This window comes from Ruegeria sp. BC7 (assembly GCF_056539165.1).
Genome location: NZ_JBQFUL010000001.1, coordinates 509,970 through 532,642, shown reverse-complemented (window position 1 = coordinate 532,642; position 22,673 = coordinate 509,970). Strand labels below are relative to the sequence as shown.

Below are 22,673 nucleotides of genomic sequence, written 5' to 3'. Positions count from 1 at the left end.
CGGAGCGCGCAGATAAAAGGCGGATCGCGGCTGACTGCCGGCTACGCGTCCAGCAAGGCACGTGCGGCGGCACGTGCCTCGTCAGTGATGGTATCACCTGCAACCATGCGGGCGATTTCGTCTACACGGTCAGGATCGGCCAACGGGACCACCGTCGAAAGGGTCTGCCCGCCCTCCACATGTTTCTGCACACGCCAGTGATGCGCCGCACGCGCCGCGACCTGGGGGGAATGGGTTACGACAAGGACCTGCCCACCATGTGCCAAGGACGCCAAGCGGCGGCCCACCGCATCAGCGGTTGCCCCACCCACACCCCGGTCAATTTCATCAAAGATCATGGTGCGCGCGCTGTCCTCACCGGTAAGACAAACCTTCAACGCAAGTAGAAAACGGCTGAGTTCACCCCCAGACGCAATCTTGTTCAGTGGACCTGACGGCGCGCCGGGATTGGTCGCCACGGTAAAAGCCACTGCGTCGGCTCCGTCAGGGCCGGGATCGGCAGAGCTGATCTGAGTCACAAAGACCGCACGCTCCATCTTTAAGGGCGCAAGCTCCTCCATAACCGCTGCGTCCAGTTCAGCGGCTGCCTTTCGCCGCACAGCGCCAAGGGCAGCAGCAGCGGCATCATAACCCTTCTGCGCAGCCTGCAGAGCGGCGCGTTGCTCTGCCAGATCGGCGTCACCTGCCTCGAGCCTATCCAAGCGATCGCGCAATGTGCCTGCAAAACCGCCTAAATCGTCCGGGGCGACATCATGCTTGCGTGCCAGCGCGCGAATGGCGAACAGACGCTCCTCTGTCAGCTCCAGTTCCGCCGGGTTGAACTCCAGCGCCTGAAGACAGGCATTGACCCCTTCCTGCGCCTCGCCCAGTTCAATCAGCGCGCGTCCTAGCGCCGCGATCGGTTCTTCCAACTGACCGCCCGCGTTGTCGGACACACCTTCCAGCCAGCGTATGGCGTCAGACATGGTGCCCTCTGCCCCCTGGCCACCCAGCAGATCAAACGCACGTGCCACATCGTCACGGATGCGTTCGGCCCCCTGCATCATACGGCGTCGGGAATCCAGCTCGGCATCTTCGCCGGGCTGTGGGTCCAGATCGTCCAACTCGGCAACGGCGTGACGCAGGAACTCCTCTTCTGCGCGCATGGCAGCAAGTGTCGCCTCTGTCTCGGCCAACGCCCTGCGGACCTGCGACATTTCGGTCCACGCAGTGCGGACCGCCGCCAGGTGATCACCTGCCCCGGCGTAGTCATCCAGCATTGCCCTATGGCCACGCGGGTTCAGCAGACCGCGATCATCATGCTGTCCATGAAGTTCCACCAGAGTTTCCGACAACGCCCGCAGCACCTCGCCCGAGCAGCGCCGGTCATTGACCCAAGCCGTCTTGCGCCCTTCTGCCGTGTTGACACGGCGCAGGATCAACTCGTCTCCGGCAGGCAACCCGGCCTCCGCCAAAATCGCATGGGCCGGGTGGTCCGGGGATAGCTGGAATTCAGCCACAACTTCACCCTGCGCAGCACCCTGCCGCACCAGCTCGGCCCGGCCACGCCACCCGAGAACAAAGCCAAGGGAATCCAGCAGAATCGATTTTCCTGCACCCGTCTCACCGGTCAGAGCGTTCAAACCCGGCTGGAATATCAGTTCCAACCGGTCGATGATCAGCATGTCGCGGATATCGAGGGCGCGCAGCATCGGGTCTTAGCGTCCCACGCCTTTGGTCATGGCGATTACAACCACTCGCCCTTGATCGTCTGGCGATAGATCTGGCTGAGCCAATTATTTCCTCGGCTCTTCAGGTCAAGCCCACGCGAGACGAGCAGTTTGTAACCCGCGTCATACCACTCGGACGACTGATAGTTATACCCCAGGATCGCACCGGCTGACTGTGCTTCGTCCACCAGACCCAGCGACAGATAGGCTTCGATCAAACGATACAGTGCTTCGGCTGTATGCGAGGTGGTCTGGAAATCCTCAACCACGACACGGAACCGGTTGATGGCTGCGGAATAGTGATCTTGGCGCAGGTAATAGCGGCCAATCTCCATTTCCTTTCCGGCCAGATGGTCAAAGGCCAGATCGAACTTCAGCACCGCCGAAGTTGCGTACTCACTATCGGGATAGACCTCGATGACCGTGCGCAAGGATTGCAGCGCCTGGAAGGTCAGTCCCTGATCCCGCCCGACCTCGTCAATCTGGTCATAGTAGCTCAGTGCAAGCAAGTACTGGGCATAGGCCGCATCTTCATCCGTGGGGTAAAAGTCGATATACCGCTGCGCCGCTGCGCGGCTTTCTTCGTAATTCTTGTCCGAATGGTACGAGAACGCCTGCATGATCAGCGCGCGCTTGGCCCAATCGGAATAGGGATACAGACGCTCAACTTCCGAGAAGTACCACGCCGCATCATCCGAACGATTCTGCGACAGTTCATATTCCCCGCGCGTAAAAATCTGTTCCGGAGTGAACCCTTCAAGGTTCTGATTGCGGTCTGCGCCTTTTCCGCCGCAAGCCGTCAAAACTGCTGTCAGAAGAATCGCCCCTGCGAATCTGACTGCCGCTTTGGTGCCAACCATTCCGCCTATCCTTGTCGTATTGATTATTGGGGCAAACCCCGGATTTGGCCTTGGTTTAGCACATATAATTGCGGGGCAAAACGCCTTAGTAAGCCCTCAGGTGCAATTGTCGACAGAGTTGATCCAATCAGGCGACTTCTGGGATTTCGTCCCAGACAAGACCCTGCCCCGGCAGACGCGCTGCCTGTTCGGGCGTGCACAGGATCGGACGCACGGCACCCGGCGTTTCAAACAACTTGCGCAGCAAAGTGTTGGTCATGGCGTGGCCCGACTTGTCACCAGTGAAGTGACCCAGGATGGGTCCGCCTGCCAGATATAGGTCACCCAGAGCATCAAGCATCTTGTGGCGCACGGCTTCATCTGCCCGACGGAACCCGCCTGGGGTCAGAACTTCTTCGCCCTGAACGACGACCGCGTTATCAAGTGTTCCACCAAGAGCCAGGCCGTTCTCGCGCATCGCTTCGACATCGGTTCGACGGCAGAACGTACGACAGTCGCTCAGCTCACGTGCAAACGAGCCGTTGCGCATATCCAGAGTCTTTGTCTGGCTTCCAATGGCGCTGTCTTCAAAGTCGATGTGGAAGTCGATGATCAGACCATCCGCAGGCGCAATCGAGGCACAGGCCCCTTCTCGGGCTGCGGTCACTGGCTTGAGCACCTCGTACGCCAAAACCGGGCTGGCCTGACGGCGAACGCCTTTGGCCATGATGCCACGCACGAACTCGATGGACGAACCATCCATGATTGGCACTTCGGGGCCGTCAATCTCGATCAGCGCATTATGGACACCGCAACCCGCCAGGGCTGCCATGATATGCTCGACGGTTGATACGGACACACTCGCTTCGTTGACCAGACGGGTGCATAGCGGCGTACGCTCGACCACGTCGTAGATGGCAGGAATCAATGCATTGCCCAAATCGATATCCGTCCGTTTGAACCAGATGCCATGACCGGCCGCGGCCGGCTTCAGGACCATCGTGGCAGGCTTGCCGCTGTGCAGCCCGACGCCTGTAAACGTGATCGGAGATTTGAGCGTGTGTTGCAAAACGAACCTCGGTGAGTGGTGTCCAGCCTGCTTTGGCCGTGTTGGTCATTCAGTTAAGGAACCCTGACCAAAGGCTCAACTCACTCTTTGTAACTGAATGAAACATGAGTGTAACAGATCGGCAAAAGACTGCTTACACCCCCTTAAACACCTGCTTTTAAACAAGAAAGGGCCGCCAAGCGGCGACCCTTCCAGCGTATTTTGTTACCGCGATCAGTTCGCTTGACGGCGCAAGAAGGCGGGAATTTCGATGCGATCCTGCTCGGGATCGACCTCATCCTGCGCAGGTGCCGTAGCGTCAGATTGGCGCATGACGGGCTGTTGGCGCGGTGGTTGAGCCGGTGTGTCAGCGGCGTGACCCGTCATCCGGTCGATCAGCCGGTTGAACCCGAACCGGGGCCGGTCGGCCTCTGGCTGCGGTGCTGACTGAGGCGTTTGCGCATGGGGCGCAGCATGGCCACGCTCGGACGTGGGAACGTTTTGAACCGCTGCCTGCAAACGCTGCAAAGCCTCGGGCGAGGGGGTACCCGCAGCAGGTTGGGGCTGAGGTGCAACGTAGCTTTCCGGCGCAGCTTCTACTGGTGCAGGGGTCGGTTCAAACTCGGCCACTTGCGGCTGATAGGCCGGAGGGGGAAGGCCATCGTCTTCCTGCTCGGCACGGGGCTCAAATCGCGGCTCCGAAACCTCATCTGACGCCTCGAACAACGAAGGTTCGCGGTTCACTTCGGGCTGAGGTGCAGGTTCCGCCATTTCTGCGGCGGCGGGGGCTTCTTCCTGAGCCTGTTCTTCCGCCGCAACCGTGCGAGTCAGCGGGGCGGACATCGAGCGCCGTGCAACCGGAACATCTTCGTGTTTTTCGCTGGCGTCGATACCTGTTGCAACAACCGAAACGCGCATGCCGCCTTCCATCGCGGTATCCAGCGTCGAACCGACGATGATGTTCGCTTCGGGATCGACTTCTTCGCGGATGCGGTTTGCCGCCTCGTCCAGTTCGAACAAGGTCAGGTCGTGCGAACCGGTGATGTTGATCAGCACGCCCTTTGCCCCTTTGAGGCTGATTTCGTCCAGCAGCGGGTTGGCGATTGCTTTCTCTGCCGCCTGAACCGCGCGATCCTCGCCGGTGGCCTCGCCTGTTCCCATCATCGCTTTGCCCATTTCGTCCATCACGGCGCGAACGTCAGCAAAGTCGAGATTGATCAGGCCGGGACGCACCATCAGGTCGGTCACACCTTTGACGCCCTGATACAGAACGTCATCCGCCATCGAGAACGCCTCGGTAAACGTGGTCTTTTCATTGGCCAGGCGGAACAAGTTCTGGTTCGGAATGATGATCAGCGTGTCAACGACCTTTTGCAGCATCTCAACGCCGTCTTCGGCCTGACGCATCCGCTTGGCCCCTTCAAACTGGAAGGGTTTGGTCACAACGCCAACGGTCAGAACGCCCAACTCACGGGCGGCCTGAGCGATGATCGGGGCAGCGCCCGTGCCGGTGCCACCACCCATACCGGCGGTGATGAAGCACATATGCGCGCCGGCAAGATGATCCACAATCTGCTCGATGCTTTCTTCGGCGGCGGCTGCGCCTACGGTCGGACGCGCACCCGCGCCCAGACCCTCAGTCACCTTGACGCCCAACTGTACCCGAGCCGAAGAATGGCTTTGCTGCAGCGCTTGTGCGTCGGTATTGGCGACCACGAAATCCACGCCATCCAACTGCTTTTCAATCATGTTATTGACTGCGTTACCGCCTGCACCGCCAACGCCAAATACAGTAATCCGAGGCTTCAGTTCGTCGTGCCCGGGCATCGAAAGATTCAATGTCATGCTCAGTCCGCCTGTTTATATGATCCGCCAAAGCGGTGTTTTTCTTACCTATCCTTAAACAATTCTACCGACCGAAACGGCAAAGGTCACGCCAAAAATCGCTGGAATCCACAAAATATGGAGGAAATAAGGCGGATCATCGCCGTATTTCGCATTGATTGCCAGATGTTGCGGAATGAACTCAAAGCACCACAAAACACGCGACCCACGCACCAAGGCTGACGGGCGCGTCACTTGAACTTCCATCGGTTTTCAGGTGCGGGAAACTGCTCTGATCCTGCCGCGAGGCATCTGACGTGCCTTATGGACATTTTGGGATATTACAGCACGGTCCGCAACACATTTCTTTAGCTAGTTTGGGGAGTTGGGCAGTTCAGTCCGTCTTCGGTTATGCTGCGCACTTCCTGTATTTCGGTATAGGCAAAGGTCGTCAGGCGAACCAGCAGGCGGCCTTCGTGCAGAAAGGGCCACCAGCAAACGGGTACACCGTCAGGGTCATCATCGTACAGAAAACAGATTTGCCCGTCCGGGGTTGTGATCTGACCGTAAACACAGCCCCTGCCCTCCATTCGCCAGACCGAGAGAGTCGGACTGAGAAACTCCTCAGTGCCGACCAGATCGCCGTCGGGATATAAGTGAAACTTGACGGTCTTGCCCTGAACCGCATCCAAAAACGCTTCGGGAGTGATCCGGGTCTGCGCATGCAAGGTAAGTGGAGTCGCGGCAAAAAACGCCGCAACCAGTGCCTTACCAATTGTCACGGAACCAGCGCACCGCGCGTTTGAAAGGCCGTGCGGCATAGGTGTCGACGGGAATTTCAAAGTCCCACCATTCGTCCTGCGGATGCGCGGCGAACAGGCTGAGGCCAACAGCAGACGAAAAGCCCGGCCCCGTTGCAGATTGCGGCAACCCGTGGACGCGCAGTGGGCGACCCAGACGAACGCGCTGTCCCAGAATACGGGTCGCTAGCCCATCCAGACCCATGATCTGACTTCCTCCGCCGGTCAGAACGATCTGCTGGCTGGGCATATGCTCAAACCCGGCAGCATCCAATCGAACGCGGACTTCTTCGAGAATTTCCTCTACCCGGGGGCGCATGATGCCAATCAGTTCGGCGCGGCTTACGGTCCGGCGATCATGTTCCCAATCGCCGGTATCGCCGCCTATGTCGATCAGGTCGCGATCATCCGCTCCGGTCGCATGAACGCCGCCGTTAAAGGTCTTGATCCGCTCGGCCACACTCGCGGGAACGCCCAACCCCATGGAAATGTCCGAGGTCACGTGATCACCGCCCATACGCACGCAATCGGCGTAGATCATGTGTTTTTTCATGAAGATCGACACGCTGGTCGTGCCACCACCCATGTCGATACAGGCCGCGCCCAGCTCTTGCTCATCCTCAACCAACGCAGAGATCCCTGACACATATGCCGAGTTCGCTATTCCGGCGAGTTCCAGATCGCAGCGCTTGATACAGCGCACGATGTTCTGGATCGCCACGGTGTCAACCGTAAGCATGTGCATGTCAACTGCCAGCGATTGCCCCATCTGACCACGTGGGTCGATCAGGCCAGAGCGGTTGTCCAACGCAAAGTTCACCGGCTGCGCGTGCAGCACTTCCCTTCCGGCGCCATAATCCGGCACGTCGCAGGCATTCAAAACGCGGCCAACCTCAGCCTCGGTCACGACCTGCCCTTCCAGATCGACCTGAGCGTCCAATCCGTATGATCGGGGATTGGCCCCCGAGAAACATGCGATTACGTGATCCACTCGGATATCAGCCATCTTCTGCGCTGTCTGCAAGGCCGTCCGAATGGCGCGCTCAGTCTCTTGCATGGCCGTGACTTCACCGAACTGCACGCCACGGGACCGGGTCGTTGCCGCACCGATCACACGGAACCCGGACTGACCAGCCAGCGATCCGATCCCGCTGTCTTCGTTCAGGCGGCCAGCACCATCAAACCGAAGCACAAGGCAGGCAATCTTTGAGCTGCCGACATCCAAAATAGCGACCACACCGCGCTGCATCGCCTGTCTGCGCATTTGCCGCATGGCCCGTTGAGACTGATAAAGGTCGGTCATCATGATCGTTACTGCCCGCTTCTCACATCTACTTTTGTATTCCACCAGTCTTCGCTGGCGGCTTTGGTCATCCTGATTGTCGGTCGCTGGCCGAGGCGCATGTCAACCACGGCCACGTCGCGCTCCAACAGGTCCTGAACTTCGTTTACGGCCAGCACACGCTCCAGCGCGCGCACGGGGCGTTCGGTTGGCAGCATGATGCGCTGACCACGGTCCAACACCAGATCCCACCGGCGTTCGCCTATGCGCACCAATCCGCGCGCCCTGTTGCCAAGGCTGCGTGCGGTCGCCAGCAGCTCCAATGCCTCTGGGACATGCGCATCAGCGCCCTTGCCAGCAATCAGCGGCAGGCTCGAGTAATCCTTGCGCGAGGCAATACGCTCCACATGCGCGCCCGTGTCATCCAGCAATTCGGTCCCGCGGCGGGTACGCCAGACGACTACAGGCTGACGCTCGACCACGTCCACCTGCAGGATGCCACCCGGCCTCACGCGCACCGTGGCCGATTTGACGGGGTCCAGCGCCGTAATCGTATCACGGATCTGATCTGCCTCCAGATCCCAGGAGCTGATCGGGAAATCCAGCGGCACAACCGCGCGGATGTCTTCCGCCAGGCCGGGTCCTGCCCCGTCGATCGCCATCAGATTGACCATGAATTCGGGGCGTTGCTGGATGGACGTTTTGATATCGTTTGCATAAGCCACCAAGGCGTCGCGCCGATCCTGTGACCCGAAATAGAGGCCGATGGCCGCGCAGATCGCAAAAATCGGCAGCCCAACCTTCAAGCCACGCCGCACGCCCGGCGTCAGCATCCAGCGTTGCATCCGGTAGCTAAGGCGCGAGGGCGCGGGGTCAAAGCGCCGGGACTTGCGGCCAAACAGCCTTGCCCCCTGCAAACGCAGCTTCGGCTCAACATCGTGGTGATCACCCGACGCGAACTCAGCGTCCGGCCCGGACAATGGTTTTGATCGGTGAATGACAGGTGCGCGGGTGGCTCTTAGCGGTCGCATGAGGCGTCCTCCACAATCCAGGCGCAAAGCTGTCCAAACGTCATGCCGCAATGCGCGGCCTGTTCGGGCACCAGAGACGTCGGTGTCATGCCCGGTTGCGTGTTTGTCTCTAACAGGAACAACCCGTCCGCGCCCATGCTGTCATCCCAGCGATAGTCGGTACGGCTTACGCCCCGGCAGCCCAAAGCATTGTGGGCTTTCACCGCGTATTCCATACACAGCTGAAAGATGTCCTGTGGAATGTCAGCAGGCAGTACGTGCCAAGATCCGCCCGGCTTGTACTTGGCATCGTAGTCGTACCAACCACCATCCGTCATGATCTCAGTCACAGTAAGGGCACGGTCGCCCATCACGGTCACGGTCAGTTCGCGCCCGGCCACGTATTTTTCGACCATGACATGCTCGGGCATGTCATCCGACAGTTGCGGCGGTCCGTTGGAGCCTTCGTGGACGATGTAAATACCGACGCTGGACCCTTCGTTATTGGGTTTGGCCACATAGGGCGGCTCCATCACGTGAACTTCTACAACCTCGACCTTGGGCACGATCACGCTGGGTACGACGGGCAGACCTTCGGCTTGATAGACCTCTTTGCTGCGCTGTTTGTCCATCGCCAAAGCTGAGGCCAGAACACCTGAGTGTGTATATGGAATCCGCATCCATTCCAGCAGACCCTGCACACACCCATCCTCGCCCCAGCGTCCGTGCAGGGCGTTGAAAACAACGTCAGGATTGATATCCAAAAGGCGCGCGGAAAGGTCGGGACCTGCGTCCAGCTCGACCACTTCAAAGCCTTCTCCCCTGAGGGCGGCTGCGCATTCACGCCCGCTGCTGAGTGACACCTCGCGTTCCGCCGAGGGGCCGCCCATCAATACCGCCACTTTGGGGTGTGTCCTGCTCGACTTACCCACTTAGCGCCTCAATGTCCCCGGACCTTATCTGGTGGTCCGTATACGTTTATACCCTTGATCCGTCGCCTGAATTTGCCTGTTTTGGTCTGACGGTTGGGGTCTTAATCTGTCAGCGGATCACCGACCCGCATGATTTCCCACTCTAGCGTGATGCCGCTTGTTTCGTAAACCTTTTTTCGCACTTCTTCGCCCAGACCTTCCAGGTCGGCGGCGGTGGCGGTGCCAGTGTTGATCATGAAATTTGAATGCTTGGGGCTCATCTGTGCGCCACCCTTGGTCGCGCCGCGCATTCCCGCGTCATCGATCACCTTCCACGCCTTCAGATCATGCACGTCATCGGCGCGACCGGTCGAGGAAAATCCGGCCGGGTTACGAAAAGTGGACCCAGCGCTGCGATCCTTGGTGGGCTGGGTTTCGTCGCGTTTCTTCAGTTGCGCGGCCATGCGATCATGCAAGACCTGCGGGTCAGCAGAAGGACCCTCAAACGTCGCCGAGATCAGCACCGCACCTTCGGGCAGATCGGACTGGCGATAGCTGAAATTCAGCTCGTCAGGGGTTAGCTCCACAACGTCACCCTGACGCGTCACGATGGTCGCCTTACGCAAAACATCCGCGGTATAGCTGCCATAGCACCCGGCGTTCATGCGCACGGCACCTCCGATGGATCCGGGAATGGTGCGCAGGAACGTCAGATCCACACCAGCGTCCGCTGCCTTGCGCGCCACATGCGCATCCAGCGCCGCAGCACCCGCCGTTACGCGGTTACCTTCGACGGAAATCCCGTTGAAACCGCGCCCCAGACGGATCACAACCGCCCTCAGCCCTCCGTCACGTACAATGAGGTTCGAGCCGACACCCATCGGAAAAACCGCCATGTCCTCGGGTAGCTCTCGCAAGAAACCCCTCAGGTCATCCAAATCGGCTGGCTGAAACAGATAGTCCGCCGGACCGCCGACGCGCAGCCAGGTGAGATCGTTCAAAGGTCGGTTTTCAGAGAGTTTGCCGCGTGGCGTGGGTAGAGATGTCATGCCTGCTAATTCGCGGATTTGAACCTGCAACGCAAGCCGTATTGGTCAGGGCGTTGCGCCAAGTACTTTGCGCACCCACCGCCCCAGATAGATCACCGGCCAGCGCAACACGGACATCCCCGCCGCCAGAACGATCAATCCAATCCAGGGACCGTTTTGCAAAGTGACATAGCCAAGGATTGGGATACCAACCAAGATAAGGACATAAGCCCTGGTCCAGTGATTATCTTTGCTGGGGATCATCGCCAGAACATTCGCGGCGATCCCCCACCCGAAAGCGAGGGCAAGAGACAGGTTCATTCGTCAACCTCCTGCCCTTTCCAGCGTCGCCAGTAGTGACGGATGGGATTTCTGAACATTGACGCAAAAGCTGCGAAGGCCAGCACTGCGAAGAACCAACCAAAGTCGTAGCCCAGCCAGACAATCAACGCAGGCGCACTGACGAACAAAACAACGCCGGGTGGAAATTGCAGGCGCAAAGGCAGCATGGCCACGGCGGTCGAGGCTACAACCCACAATCCTGCAAATAGCACTGAATAAACCATTCGCCCCTCCAAGGATGCTTTCTGGCGATTCCGACCACGCTCTTTAAGGTTGTGCGCGGGCAGAGTCCATTGCCTTATCCAGCTTGCTTGCGCAGCAAACGCTCGGGCAGACCATTCGCCCACGTGCTAATCGTACCGGCTCCAAGGCAAACAACCATGTCCCCGGGGCGGGCTTGTTCGCGGACCAGTCGTTCAAGGTCGTTCTCGTCCAGCAACGCGCGTGCATGGCGGTGGCCGTGGCGGATCAGACCTTGCACCAGATCATCGCGCGAAGCCCCCTCGATCGGGTCTTCTCCGGCGGCAAAGATGTCGGCAATGGCGACCACGTCGGCGTCGTTGAAACAAGTGCAGAAATCGTCAAACAGGTTCGACAGGCGCGAATACCGGTGCGGCTGATGCACGGCAATCACGCGGCCCTCGGAAGCCTGACGTGCAGCTTTCAGCACGGCTGCGATTTCAACCGGGTGGTGGCCGTAATCGTCGATAATGGTGACACCGTCGACCTCTCCCACCTTGGTGAAACGACGATTGACGCCTCCGAAATTGGCCAAAGCCTCGCGGATTTCTGCAGTTTTCATACCCAGATGACGAGCGACGGCCACGGCGCTCAGCGCATTCGAGACATTGTGGTCGCCCGGCATCGGCAGCGTACAGCCTTCGATCACCGTGTCTTCATATTGCAGGTGGACATCGAAGTGCGCGACGCCGCCCTTATAGGTCAGGTTTACCGCCCGCACATCAGCCTGCGCGTTGAACCCATAAGTGCGCACGCGGCGGTCGGTGATACGGCCGACCAGCGTCTGCACCTCGGCATGGTCAGTGCAACAGACCGCGAGGCCGTAGAAGGGGAGGTTCGAGACGAACTCATAGAACCCGTCGCGGAGCTTATCGAAGTCGCCCCAATGTTCCATATGCTCGGGGTCGATATTGGTGACGATCGCAATGGTCGCGGGTAGACGGTTGAACGAGCCATCCGATTCGTCGGCCTCGACCACCATCCATTCGCCCTGCCCCATCCGCGCGTTCGAGCCATAGGCATGGATGATGCCGCCATTGATGACGGTGGGGTCGAAATCACCCGCCACCATCAGCTCGGCCATCATGGTGGTGGTGGTGGTTTTGCCGTGCGTTCCGGCGATGGCGATATTCGACTTCAGGCGCATCAGTTCCGCCAGCATATCCGCGCGGCGCACCACTGGCAGACCTTGCGCACGGGCTCCGTCCAATTCGGGATTCCCTGCCTTGATCGCAGTAGACACAACCACAACGGCTGCGTTTTCAAGGTTTTCGGCGCGCTGGCCTACGAAAATCTCGGCCCCCAAACTGGCCAGACGGTCGGTGATCTTGGACGCTTTCAAGTCCGAGCCCTGCACCCTGTATCCAAGGTTCAGCAGAACCTCTGCGATCCCGGACATCCCGATCCCGCCGATCCCGACAAAGTGGATCGACCCTACGTCTTGCGGCAGTTTGGTTGCTGGATTCATGTGGTCTCCTTCTGCGCCGACTGTTCGACGAGGTGTACCAGGCGCTCGGTCGCATCCGGTGCGCCGGTCGAGAGGGCGGCGTGGGCCATCTTTTGTGCGGCTTCGGGGTTAGTCAGAACTGCGGTGATTTGCTCGGTCAGCGCGGGAACGTCAAGCAGGTTTTCTGGGATCATGATCGCACCACCTGCCTGTACCAGCCCACGCGCATTGGCCGTTTGATGATCTCCGGCAGCGGCGGCGAATGGGATCAGGATCGAGGGCCGCCCGATCACCGAGATATCCGCGACGCTGGAGGCGCCCGAGCGGCTGATGACAATTTGCGCGTCGGACATGCGTCGCGGGACGTCTTCAAAGAATGGCAGGACTTCGGCACGAATTCCGTTGTCGGCGTAAAACGCGGTGACGCGTTCGCCGTCCTCATCCCGGGCCTGATGAGACACCCGGATATGGGCACGCAACTCTTCCGGCAACGCCGCTATCGCACCGGGCACAACGTCGCTGAGGATACGTGCCCCCTGTGAACCGCCCATAACAAGCACCGACATCGGGTAATCGCCGGGGGGGATGTACCCTGACGCCGCGCGCTCTAACACGGCAGCGCGGACCGGATTGCCGGTGTGGACGCCCTGCGCGCCCTCTGGCAGGTCCGTGGGCCAGACACCGCAGGCCACCTGCGCCACGCGCTTGGCGAACAACTGGTTTACGCGGCCCAACACACCGTTCTGTTCGTGGATCATGCGCGGGATATTCAGCAATGTCGCCGCCCCCAACGCAGGGATTGAGGGGTATCCGCCGAAGCCGACAACCACGTCAGGCCGGTCGCGCATCATCTGCATCGCCATACTGGTCACGCCGCCCGCGATCTTTGGCCCCACCATCGCTTTGGCAGCCAAACCGCCCCGCGCGAAAGTGGCCGAGGATGCCTCGACTATCTCGGTCGAATGGGGAAAGCCGCCTGTATAACGCGCACCGCGGGCATCAGTAGACAGACAGACGCGCCAGCCTTTGTGCAGCATCGCCTCGGCCAGCGCCTGCGCCGGGAACATGTGACCCCCGGTGCCGCCAGCCGCAATCAGAAGATAAGGTGCTGTCATCAACCTCGTCCGCGCAGAATGTCGCCAAGTTCACCCTGTGGCCGGCTGCGGGTAAAGGCCAGCAACATGCCGACTGCAATACCACCCGCGATCAGCGAGGAACCGCCATAGCTGACAAACGGCAGCGTCATGCCCTTGGCAGGCAGCAGGCGCACGGCCACACCCATGTTGATCATTGCCTGAACGCCAAACATGCAGGCCAGACCGGTTCCGGCCAGACGGATGAACATATCGCGTTCACGCATCAGCCGCAGGAGCGAGCGCACGACGATCAGGGAGTAAAGCGCGATGATGATCAACACGAGGATCAACCCGTATTCCTCAGCCGCCACAGCGATGATGAAATCTGTATGCGCATCTGGCAAGGACCACTTCACCTGACCCTCCCCCACGCCAACGCCGAACAACCCGCCCTCGCGAATGGCGTTGGTGGCATACCCAAGCTGGGTGGTCGGATCGACCTCTTGGTTCAGAAACCCATCAATGCGGCGCGCAAAGTGTTCCGAGTTGGAATAGGCAAACATCCCGCCCAGAACGACTGCACCCGCCATGCCGACCAGCAGCAGCATTGGTGCACCGGCGACAAAATACATCACGCCCCAGCCGAACAGGATCAGGCAAGCCTGACCGAAGTCGGGTTGCAGCACCAACATCGCCACGATCGCCATGCACAACGCAAAAGACCACAACCGCCCCGGAGGGCCGTTGATCTCTTGCGACGCAGCCAAAAGCCACGCGGCCACGACGATAAAGCCGGGCTTCAGAAACTCGGACGGTTGCAGCGAGGCAAAGCCCAGCGAGTACCAGCGCACCGCGCCCTTGCCGAAATCGGTCCCAAAGACAGGCAGGAATGCCAGCGCCACAAACGCGCCCAGAAAGCCCAGCACCGCCAGTCGCCGCACCAATGTCGGCGACATCATCGAGGTCAGCAGCATCGCAATCAGCGCCAAGCCACCGAACAAAGCCTGCCGTTCAACGTAGTGAAAAGGGTCGAACCCATTACGACCGGCCAACGGCGGCGAGGACGCCAGCCCCAACAACAAGCCGATGACAAACAGGATCAGAACGCAGGACATTGTCCAGCGGTCAATCGTGCGCCACCACTTTGGTAGAATCGGTTCGCCGCGCTGGTCCTGGACCGCGCCATACACCATCTCAGTCATGAGATACCGCCACTCTCTGCCTCGTTCACGTCCCGTTTTCGGGATCTGATTGAGAGTCTATCCCGATTTTTACGTTTGGGCCAGTAAAATGAGGGGTTTGAGCAAAAACAGCGCGTCGTCAGCAAAGTCCCGCCGGGACAGGAGTTTGCAGAACAACGCGGGCCGAAATCTGACTACTCAACGTCTTCAATCGGAGCGCCGGACTTGGCCCAAGCGGTAAACCCGCCTTCGATATGAACGACTGGTTTTAGCCCCATCTCCATCGCGGTTTTGGCGCTGAGGGCCGACCGCCACGCGCTGGCGCAATAGAATACGTAGGTCTTGTCCTGATTAAAGACGTCCTTGTGATACGGGCTTTCGGGATCAATCCAGAACTCGAGCATCCCTCTGGGGCACGAGAATGCCCCCGGTATTTTGCCAGACCGCTTTAGTTCACGAATGTCGCGCAGGTCGATCAGAACGTAGTCGTCGCTGTCCATCATGGCCTGGGCCTGCTCAATCGAAACCGACGAAACAACCGCATTCGCTTCGTCCAGCAGCGCCTTGATTCCCTTTGTTATTGTCTGAGACATGTTGGCCCTTCCCTAAAAATTCGTGCGTCGGCGCAAAGAATACCTCGCAGCTCATAGCATCAAAGAAAGCGTGACAACAAACGTGGCGAGTGCCAAGCCCTCTTGCCATCCTCTGTAATCCGCGCCATGCGCAGCACATGAACTTTGACACGATCATCCTTGGCGCCGGCGCAGCCGGTATGATGTGCGCCGCCCATTGCGGTGGGCGCGTGTTGGTGATCGACCACGCGAAGGCCGCGGGTGAGAAAATCCGCATCTCGGGCGGCGGGCGCTGCAACTTTACGAACATGTATGCCGGGCCCGGCAATTTCCTGTCGCAGAACCCGCATTTCTGTAAATCCGCACTGGCGCGTTACACCCAGTGGGATTTCGTCGATCTGGTCGGGCGGCACGGTATCGCGTGGCATGAGAAAACGCTGGGGCAGTTGTTCTGCGACGGCTCCTCAAAACAGATCATTCAGATGCTGCTGGATGAAATGGCGAATGCAGGGGCCGAATTGTGGGTCCGGACCGAGTTGCGGGACCTTCGCAAAACCGAAACCGGGTTTGCGCTCGACGTTGATCGCGAAGGACAGCGCGTCACCCTGACCTGCAGCAATCTGGTGCTTGCGACCGGCGGCAAGTCGATCCCCAAGATGGGCGCGACAGGGCTGGCCTATGACATCGCGCGACAATTCGGGTTGGGCATTACTGATACACGGGCGGCGCTGGTACCGTTTACGTTCTCGGACGCAAAATTCAAGGAACTCTCGGGCGTATCCCTGCCAGCGCGCCTGTCAAACGCGCGTACCAGTTTCGACGAAGCGCTGCTGTTCACCCATCGCGGCCTCAGCGGGCCATCCGTCCTGCAACTGTCCTCGTACTGGCGCGAGGGCGAAGACATCAGCGTCAATCTTATTCCTGATCTCGCGCTGTTTGACGTGCTGCGCGATCAGCGGCAGGCCGGAGGGCGCAAGGCTTTGACCACCGAACTGGCCCGGCACCTGCCCGGCCGACTGGTGGAATACCTCAGCGGCATTTTCCCCATGCAAGGCAACTTGGCCGACCAATCCGATGCCGCTCTGTCGGAGTTGGTCAAAGCCCTGTCTAACTGGCAACTGACCCCATCCGGAACCGAGGGCTACCGCACCGCCGAGGTCACGCTTGGCGGGATCGACACCGACAACCTGTCGTCCAAAACGATGGAGGCCAGGGATGTCCCCGGCCTCTATGCAATAGGCGAAGCAGTGGATGTCACAGGTTGGCTGGGCGGTTACAACTTCCAGTGGGCCTGGTCATCGGGCCACGCCGCCGGAACTGCAATCGCGGGCCGTTAACCTACGACGTTATACCCACGTCCGCGCATACAGTTGCGCACAATCACTTCCTGATTTTGGGTGTTGTTGATCGCACTTGCACCCGCACCTACAAGCGCACCCGCAACGGCGGCACGCCCCAGATCGCTGGCGCTGTCGTCAATGATCGCCTTGGTACCGGCAGCACCCGCAGCGCCAATCGCCGCAGCGCCAGCCGTCCGGCCATCAACCGTCGGCTGCGACCGCGCAAGCGCCTGACATTGGGCCAAATCCGCGTTGTAGTTTGGCCCAACCGGTCCATCGACGATCGGCTGGTAGTTGGCACCGACATTGGTGCAGGCTCCTACCACCAAGATGGCGGGCAGGATCAAAGAGAATTTACGGTATGGCATAATCATAACCTCACGTTGAATTTGACGGCAGGCAAAACCAATAATCTTGGCGCGTCAAGCTGATAGCAACTTAACTTGGCTCAACCGGCGGTCTATTGCAAATGACTATTCCGACAGTCTCTGCCGAACCTGCGCCTCGAAGTCTTCTCCGCGTCGCTCGAAACTGTCGTATTGGTCAAAACTGGCCGCCGCTGGTGCCAACAATACGGTTTCACCCGGCTGGGCGTCTGACATGGCCTGCGCCACGGCCTCGGCCATCGTGGTGCAGACCAGCGTTTCCGCATCAAGCTGCATGGCAAATCCGGCAGCCTCGCGCCCGATCACATAGGCTTTGATTACCCGCGCTGAAGCAGCATTTAGTGCCGACAATCCACCCTCTTTCTCCAGTCCGCCGCAAATCCAGCGAATTTTGCCGAACGCGTTCAGCGCCTTCAGCGCACTGTCTACGTTGGTGGCCTTGGAGTCGTTCACGTAGGTGACGCCATCTGCTTCGGCGATGATCTGGCTGCGGTGTGGCAGGCCGGGATAGCTGTGCAGGGCGTCCTCGATCACGCGGGGGGCCAACCCCAGCGCGCGACAGGCTGCGTAGGCGGCGCAAGCGTTCTGGTGGTTATGCGAACCGGGCAGCCCCTTGATCCCGCGCATGTCAATCGACCCGGCCTGCCGACCCTTGCGGTATTCGGACAGAAACCCTTTGCGCGCAAAGACCTGCCATCCGGGTCCAGTCAGTTTGCGCGCAACCGATACGCGGATCACCCGGTCGTCCGAGGGCCCTTCGGCAAGTTGACCGGCCAGAAACGCCCCCTCTTTCTCATCAATGCCGATCACGGCGCGATCCGGTCCGCCTTCGGCAAACAGCCTCCGCTTAGCCGCGAAATACCCTCCCATTCCACCGTGGCGATCCAGATGATCCGGCGAAAGATTGGTGAAAACCGCGATATCCGGCGTCAAGGCTCGGGCAAGTTCCGTCTGATAGCTGCTCAGTTCCAGCACCACGACAGAGCCATCCCCGCCCGGCTCAATATCCAGAACGCCCCGCCCGATATTCCCGGCCAGCTGAGCCTCTCGCCCCACTTCGGTCAGGATATGGTGGATCAAAGCGGCCGTGGTCGATTTACCGTTCGATCCCGTCACCGCAATCACGCGCGGAGGCATATCGTAGTTGTTCCATTCCGCCCCCGCGAAAGACCGGAAGAACAACCCAATGTCATTGTCTACAGGCACGCCCGCGTCCAATGCGGCGGCCACCACTGGGTTCGGGTCAGGATAAAGATGCGGAATACCCGGCGAAACGATCAGCGAGGCGATGTCGTCAAACGCACCATGACGCAGAAGATCGGCACAGGCAAACCCTTCGCCCTCCGCCTTCTCGCGGGCCGCTGGGTTGTCGTCCCAACAGACCGGCTCTGCGCCGCCAGCCCTTAATGCGCGTGCGGCGGCCAGCCCTGACCGGCCAAGCCCCAGAACCGCAACTTTATGGCCTGAAAACCCTTTGACCGGGATCATGCTGCCCACCCTTTTTTGACTTTGGTTTAGGCGTCACCCTGCGCAGAAGACCCCTTCATTGGCAAGGGCGTAGACAGGCTCGCGCGCCAGCGCGAGCCGGGCCCAACAGGTGGCAGGTGGACCGAAGGTCCGCCGAACCTGGCGGGAGCACTACCGGACTTTCAGTGTCGCCAGCCCAATCATCGCGAGGATCAGGGAAATGATCCAGAACCGGATCACGATCGTCGGTTCCGCCCACCCCTTTTTCTCATAGTGATGGTGGATCGGTGCCATCAGGAAAACGCGGCGCCCTGTGCGTTTGAAGTACAAGACCTGAATGATCACGCTCAGCGCTTCGACAACGAACAGACCACCGACAACGGCCAGCACCAACTCGTGCTTGGTGGCAACTGCGATTGCACCCAGCGCGCCCCCTAAAGCCAATGAGCCGGTATCGCCCATAAATACAGCGGCGGGTGGCGCGTTGTACCAAAGAAACCCAAGCCCCGCGCCGAACAGCGCCGAGGTAAAGATGAAGATTTCACCCGTTCCCGGCACATAATGCACGTCCAGATATTCGGTAAAGTCGACCCGGCCCACCGCATAAGCGATGATCCCCAGGGTCGATGCCGCGATCATGGCAGGCATGATCGCAAGCCCGTCCAGCCCATCCGTCAGGTTCACGGCATTCGCCGCGCCCACGATCACGACAATCGAGAACGGAATGTAGAACATTCCCAGATTGACCAGCGTGTCCTTGAAAACTGGAACGGCCAACTGGTTCTGCAAAGCCTCAGGATGGTGCAAAGTCGCCCACAGCGAGGCAAGAACGGCAATAATGACCCCCAGAGCAAGCCTCATCTTGCCCGAAACACCCTTGGTGTTCTGCTTGGACACCTTGGCGTAGTCATCTGCGAAACCGATCGCTGCGTAAGCCAAAGTGACAAACAGCACCATCCAGACATAGGGGTTGTCCCACCGCGCCCAGACCAGAGTCGACGTCACCAGCGCCCCCACGATCAGCAGACCGCCCATGGTTGGCGTTCCCGCCTTTGAGAAGTGCCCTTCGGGACCGTCATCCCGGATCGGCTGACCCTTGCCCTGCTTTCTGCGCAATACGTTGATCAGCGGTTTTCCAAACAGGAATCCAAAGATCAACGCAGTCATGAAAGCGCCGCCTGCACGGAACGTGATGTACCGAAAGAGGTTGAAGAAATCCCCCCCGTCCGACAGGCCGGTCAACCAATAGAGCATATTAAAACCTTTCTCGTGCGGCGATCATGGGTCAAGCGCGCTCCCTTGCCCCATTTTCCGCAGACCGTCAACAATCTGCGCCAAAGCCATGCTCAATGAGCCTTTGGCCAGCACCGCATCACCAGCCCGGATCAGCTCTGGCAAGTGCGCCGCCATTTCAGCGCTGGTTTCAAACCACAGACCGCGTTTTTCGTCCGGTAAAGCGTCGTGAAGCGCCTTCATCAGTGGGCCGATACAATGAACACGATCAACCCGCTGCATGGCATCCACGCGGACCATATTGGCGTGCATTTCGGCTTCCTGAGCACCCAACTCTTTCATATCGCCCAAGAATGCGATCTTGCGGTTACCCTGTGATGCGGCCAGCACATCCAGCGCGGCCTCCATCGAGGTTGGATTGGCGTTATAGCTGTCGTCCAACAATTCGACCTGACCACCAGCAGACAGCGCAATCTGCTCTCGCACCCCGCGCCCCTTGACCGGCGACCACCGGGCCAATCCAGCAATCGCATCGTCCAGTTCAACGCCCAGCTCGACACAAGCGGCCAATGCCCCCAGCGCATTCATCGCGAAATGCGTTCCGGCAGATTGTACGTCAAACGCGAATTGGACATCGCCGACCATCGCCGCGGCATGGATCGAATCGGGCGATTGCGTGACGTCCTTCAGGACATAGTCCGCAGCGGATCGCCCGAACTCTACAACCCCGGCCCCGTTTTCCTGGGCACACTCACGCAGAATCTCTGCGTGCTCTACATCCGCGTTGACGATAGCCGCGCCACCTTTGGTCAGACCTTCAAAAATCGCGGCCTTTTCATGGGCAATCCCAGCAACGGACTCGAACGCCTCAAGGTGGACAGCCGCTACAGTGGTCACCAAGGCCACGTGCGGGCGGGCCTGCCGCGCCAGAGGCGCGATCTCTCCGGGGTGGTTCATGCCAATCTCGATCACGGCATATTCGGTGTCGCGGGGCATACGGGCCAATGTCAGGGGAACACCCCAGTGATTGTTATAGCTGGCTACGCTGGCATGAGTTTTTCCCTGCGTTTCCAAAATGGTAGCCAGCATTTCTTTGGTCGAGGTCTTCCCGACGCTGCCCGTGACACCCATCACCCGCGCATCCGTGCGCGCACGCGCGGCCTGCCCCAACGCCTCCAACCCTGCTTGAACGTCGTCCACGATCAGCAAGGGCGCGCCTTCAGGTACACCATCAGGAACACGGGACACCAGCGCGGCACCTGCTCCTTTTTCCAACGCCTGCGCGACGAACTCATGCCCGTCCCGCGCCGCTTTCAACGCTACAAAAAGGTCGCCGGGCTGCAGGGTTCGCGTATCAATCGACACGCCGTCTGCCGTCCAATCGGTTGTCGCACGCCCGCCGGTTGCTTCGGCAGCCTCGGATGCGGTCCACAGGGTCATGCGACTCTCCCGTCAAGGGCAGCCACGCTTATGCTGGCCTGTTCTACATCATCAAATGGCAAAACCTGATCACCGACGATCTGGCCCGTCTCATGCCCCTTGCCTGCAATCAGCAGCGCGTCGCCGGGTTGCAAGGCATCGACACCGCGCAGAATGGCCTCGGCCCTGTCACCGACTTCGGTTGCACCCGGTGCCCCTTGCATCACCGCCTCGCGGATCACTGCAGGGTCTTCACTGCGCGGGTTATCATCCGTGACGAAAACCACATCGGCGTTGTTCGCAGCAGCCTTGCCCATCAGAGGGCGCTTCCCCGCATCCCGATCGCCACCTGCACCGACGATTGCAATCAGCCTGCCCATGACATGCGGACGCATCGCCTTGAGCGCGGTCGCAACCGCATCCGGCGTGTGGGCGTAGTCCACGAAAACCGCCGCCCCGTTCTCTCGTGTTGCGGCCAGTTGCATGCGTCCACGCACGGTTGTCAGGTGCGGTAAGGTTTCAAAGACACGCTCGGGGTCTTCTCCGCCTGCGATCACAAGCCCGCAGGCCAAAAGGACGTTCTCGGCCTGAAACCCTCCGATCAGGTTCAGGCGCGTTTGAAAGACCTTGCCTTTCCATGAAAAGCGCAGGTCTTGACCCGTGGAGTCAAACCGCTGGTTCATCAGACACAGGTCTGCATCCCCCAACCCTACGGTCAGCACATCCTGCCCACGGTCTTCGGCGATCTTGCGGATATGCGTGCCTTTGGGGTCGCTCATGTTGATAACGACCGTTCCATCCTGTGGAAGCACGCGATCAAACAGACCCGCCTTGGCCGCAAAATAGGCCTCGAATGTTTCGTGGTAGTCCAGATGGTCCTGCGTGAAATTTGAATACCCAGCCGCAGTCAGATTCACCCCGTCCAAGCGCCGTTGCTCCAAACCGTGCGAGGACGCCTCCATCGCGGCATGGGTCACGCCGTTTTCGGCCGCTTCTGCCAGACACCGATGTAGGGTAATAGGCTCTGGCGTTGTATGGGCCAGTGGCGCAGTCCATGCCCCCTCAACCCCGGTTGTGCCAAGATTGACTGCGGCGTGGCCCAACTCCATCCAGATCTGCCGCACAAAGGTCGCGACCGATGTCTTACCGTTTGTCCCGGTCACAGCAACGATGGTCTGCGGCTGCGCGCCGAACCAAAGCGCAGCACATCCCGCCAACGCCTGACGAGGGTCTTCGACGACGACCAGCGCCGCATCCGAGCCCGACAGGTCATCCGCCGCAATCGCAGCACCCTCGGCGTCCGTCAGGATGGCCGCCGCGCCCATCCGCAGGGCGAACTGGATAAACTCGCCCCCGTGAACCCGCGTTCCGGGAAGGGCAGCGAACAAGTAGCCGTCCTTGACCTCTCGGCTATCGACAGCCAGCCCCGTAATTTCCGGGTTTGCGCCACCTCGGGCGGTCAGGGCCAGTTGGCTGAGTTTCTTTGTCCTTGTGCCCATCGCCCACCTCTTGCTGGACA

At 59.8% G+C, this 22,673-nt stretch carries 21 protein-coding genes; 1 reads left to right on the top strand and 20 read right to left on the bottom strand.

The window, feature by feature from the left end; all coding sequences use genetic code 11:
* Positions 1-41 precede the first annotated feature (41 nt).
* From recN to ACR0KS_RS02390, 15 genes are all read right to left on the bottom strand, one after another.
* On the bottom strand, positions 42-1,691 hold the full coding sequence (gene recN, locus ACR0KS_RS02460) for a DNA repair protein RecN (protein ID WP_170562285.1): 1,650 nt from the start codon (positions 1,689-1,691) through the stop codon (positions 42-44).
* Between the two features lie 35 nt (positions 1,692-1,726).
* On the bottom strand, positions 1,727-2,569 hold the full coding sequence (locus tag ACR0KS_RS02455) for an outer membrane protein assembly factor BamD (RefSeq protein WP_170384348.1): 843 nt from the start codon (positions 2,567-2,569) through the stop codon (positions 1,727-1,729).
* Between the two features lie 127 nt (positions 2,570-2,696).
* A complete protein-coding gene (gene lpxC, locus ACR0KS_RS02450) occupies positions 2,697-3,617 on the bottom strand; it encodes a UDP-3-O-acyl-N-acetylglucosamine deacetylase (RefSeq protein ID WP_170562282.1) in 921 nt (306 codons plus the stop codon).
* Positions 3,618-3,830: 213 nt separating this feature from the next.
* On the bottom strand, positions 3,831-5,441 hold the full coding sequence (ftsZ, locus tag ACR0KS_RS02445) for a cell division protein FtsZ (protein ID WP_170562279.1): 1,611 nt from the start codon (positions 5,439-5,441) through the stop codon (positions 3,831-3,833).
* Between the two features lie 347 nt (positions 5,442-5,788).
* Positions 5,789-6,202 carry a hypothetical protein gene (locus ACR0KS_RS02440; protein ID WP_480693100.1) on the bottom strand — a complete coding sequence of 138 codons (414 nt, stop codon included), beginning with the start codon at positions 6,200-6,202 and terminating at the stop codon, positions 5,789-5,791.
* Positions 6,189-7,523, bottom strand: a complete 1,335-nt coding sequence (gene ftsA / locus ACR0KS_RS02435) for a cell division protein FtsA (protein ID WP_170563357.1) — start codon at positions 7,521-7,523, stop codon at positions 6,189-6,191. Before ftsA ends, ACR0KS_RS02440 begins: the two co-directional genes overlap by 14 nt.
* A gap of 8 nt (positions 7,524-7,531) precedes the next feature.
* Positions 7,532-8,533, bottom strand: coding sequence for a cell division protein FtsQ/DivIB (locus tag ACR0KS_RS02430; protein ID WP_170562271.1), 1,002 nt, complete (start codon positions 8,531-8,533; stop codon positions 7,532-7,534).
* Complete coding sequence (locus ACR0KS_RS02425) at positions 8,521-9,444, bottom strand: D-alanine--D-alanine ligase (protein ID WP_170483886.1); 924 nt, start codon at positions 9,442-9,444, stop codon at positions 8,521-8,523. Before ACR0KS_RS02425 ends, ACR0KS_RS02430 begins: the two co-directional genes overlap by 13 nt.
* 101 nt (positions 9,445-9,545) lie before the next feature.
* Entirely contained in the window at positions 9,546-10,472 is a 927-nt protein-coding gene (gene murB, locus ACR0KS_RS02420) for a UDP-N-acetylmuramate dehydrogenase (RefSeq protein ID WP_170562268.1), read from the bottom strand.
* A gap of 45 nt (positions 10,473-10,517) precedes the next feature.
* Positions 10,518-10,772, bottom strand: a complete 255-nt coding sequence (locus ACR0KS_RS02415; RefSeq protein WP_170483890.1) for a DUF2484 family protein — start codon at positions 10,770-10,772, stop codon at positions 10,518-10,520.
* The gene (locus tag ACR0KS_RS02410) at positions 10,769-11,017 is read right to left on the bottom strand and encodes a DUF2484 family protein (RefSeq protein ID WP_170562265.1); all 249 of its coding nucleotides are present in this window, start codon (positions 11,015-11,017) and stop codon (positions 10,769-10,771) included. Before ACR0KS_RS02410 ends, ACR0KS_RS02415 begins: the two co-directional genes overlap by 4 nt.
* Positions 11,018-11,091: 74 nt before the next feature.
* Positions 11,092-12,501: a UDP-N-acetylmuramate--L-alanine ligase gene (gene murC / locus ACR0KS_RS02405; RefSeq protein WP_170483892.1), complete on the bottom strand. Its 1,410-nt coding sequence runs from the start codon at positions 12,499-12,501 to the stop codon at positions 11,092-11,094.
* A complete protein-coding gene (locus ACR0KS_RS02400) occupies positions 12,498-13,595 on the bottom strand; it encodes a UDP-N-acetylglucosamine--N-acetylmuramyl-(pentapeptide) pyrophosphoryl-undecaprenol N-acetylglucosamine transferase (RefSeq protein ID WP_170562262.1) in 1,098 nt (365 codons plus the stop codon). Before ACR0KS_RS02400 ends, murC begins: the two co-directional genes overlap by 4 nt.
* Positions 13,595-14,758, bottom strand: a complete 1,164-nt coding sequence (ftsW, locus tag ACR0KS_RS02395; RefSeq protein WP_170562259.1) for a putative lipid II flippase FtsW — start codon at positions 14,756-14,758, stop codon at positions 13,595-13,597. Before ftsW ends, ACR0KS_RS02400 begins: the two co-directional genes overlap by 1 nt.
* 173 nt (positions 14,759-14,931) lie before the next feature.
* Positions 14,932-15,330: a rhodanese-like domain-containing protein gene (locus ACR0KS_RS02390; RefSeq protein ID WP_170562256.1), complete on the bottom strand. Its 399-nt coding sequence runs from the start codon at positions 15,328-15,330 to the stop codon at positions 14,932-14,934.
* Between the two features lie 137 nt (positions 15,331-15,467).
* On the opposite strand from ACR0KS_RS02390, the gene ACR0KS_RS02385 reads away from it, so the two are divergent.
* Complete coding sequence (locus ACR0KS_RS02385; protein WP_170562253.1) at positions 15,468-16,646, top strand: BaiN/RdsA family NAD(P)/FAD-dependent oxidoreductase; 1,179 nt, start codon at positions 15,468-15,470, stop codon at positions 16,644-16,646.
* On the opposite strand, the gene ACR0KS_RS02380 is transcribed toward ACR0KS_RS02385, so the two are convergent.
* The 5 genes from ACR0KS_RS02380 to ACR0KS_RS02360 all read right to left on the bottom strand — a co-directional run bounded on the left by ACR0KS_RS02380 (position 16,643) and on the right by ACR0KS_RS02360 (position 22,653).
* Positions 16,643-17,017, bottom strand: coding sequence for a glycine zipper family protein (locus ACR0KS_RS02380; RefSeq protein ID WP_480693099.1), 375 nt, complete (start codon positions 17,015-17,017; stop codon positions 16,643-16,645). The genes ACR0KS_RS02385 and ACR0KS_RS02380 overlap by 4 nt on opposite strands.
* A gap of 105 nt (positions 17,018-17,122) precedes the next feature.
* On the bottom strand, positions 17,123-18,523 hold the full coding sequence (murD, locus tag ACR0KS_RS02375) for a UDP-N-acetylmuramoyl-L-alanine--D-glutamate ligase (RefSeq protein WP_170562247.1): 1,401 nt from the start codon (positions 18,521-18,523) through the stop codon (positions 17,123-17,125).
* Between the two features lie 150 nt (positions 18,524-18,673).
* Entirely contained in the window at positions 18,674-19,756 is a 1,083-nt protein-coding gene (gene mraY, locus ACR0KS_RS02370; protein ID WP_170548661.1) for a phospho-N-acetylmuramoyl-pentapeptide-transferase, read from the bottom strand.
* Positions 19,757-19,780: 24 nt separating this feature from the next.
* Positions 19,781-21,175, bottom strand: a complete 1,395-nt coding sequence (locus ACR0KS_RS02365; RefSeq protein ID WP_170562244.1) for a UDP-N-acetylmuramoyl-tripeptide--D-alanyl-D-alanine ligase — start codon at positions 21,173-21,175, stop codon at positions 19,781-19,783.
* Entirely contained in the window at positions 21,172-22,653 is a 1,482-nt protein-coding gene (locus ACR0KS_RS02360; protein WP_170562241.1) for a UDP-N-acetylmuramoyl-L-alanyl-D-glutamate--2,6-diaminopimelate ligase, read from the bottom strand. Before ACR0KS_RS02360 ends, ACR0KS_RS02365 begins: the two co-directional genes overlap by 4 nt.
* Positions 22,654-22,673 lie beyond the last annotated feature (20 nt).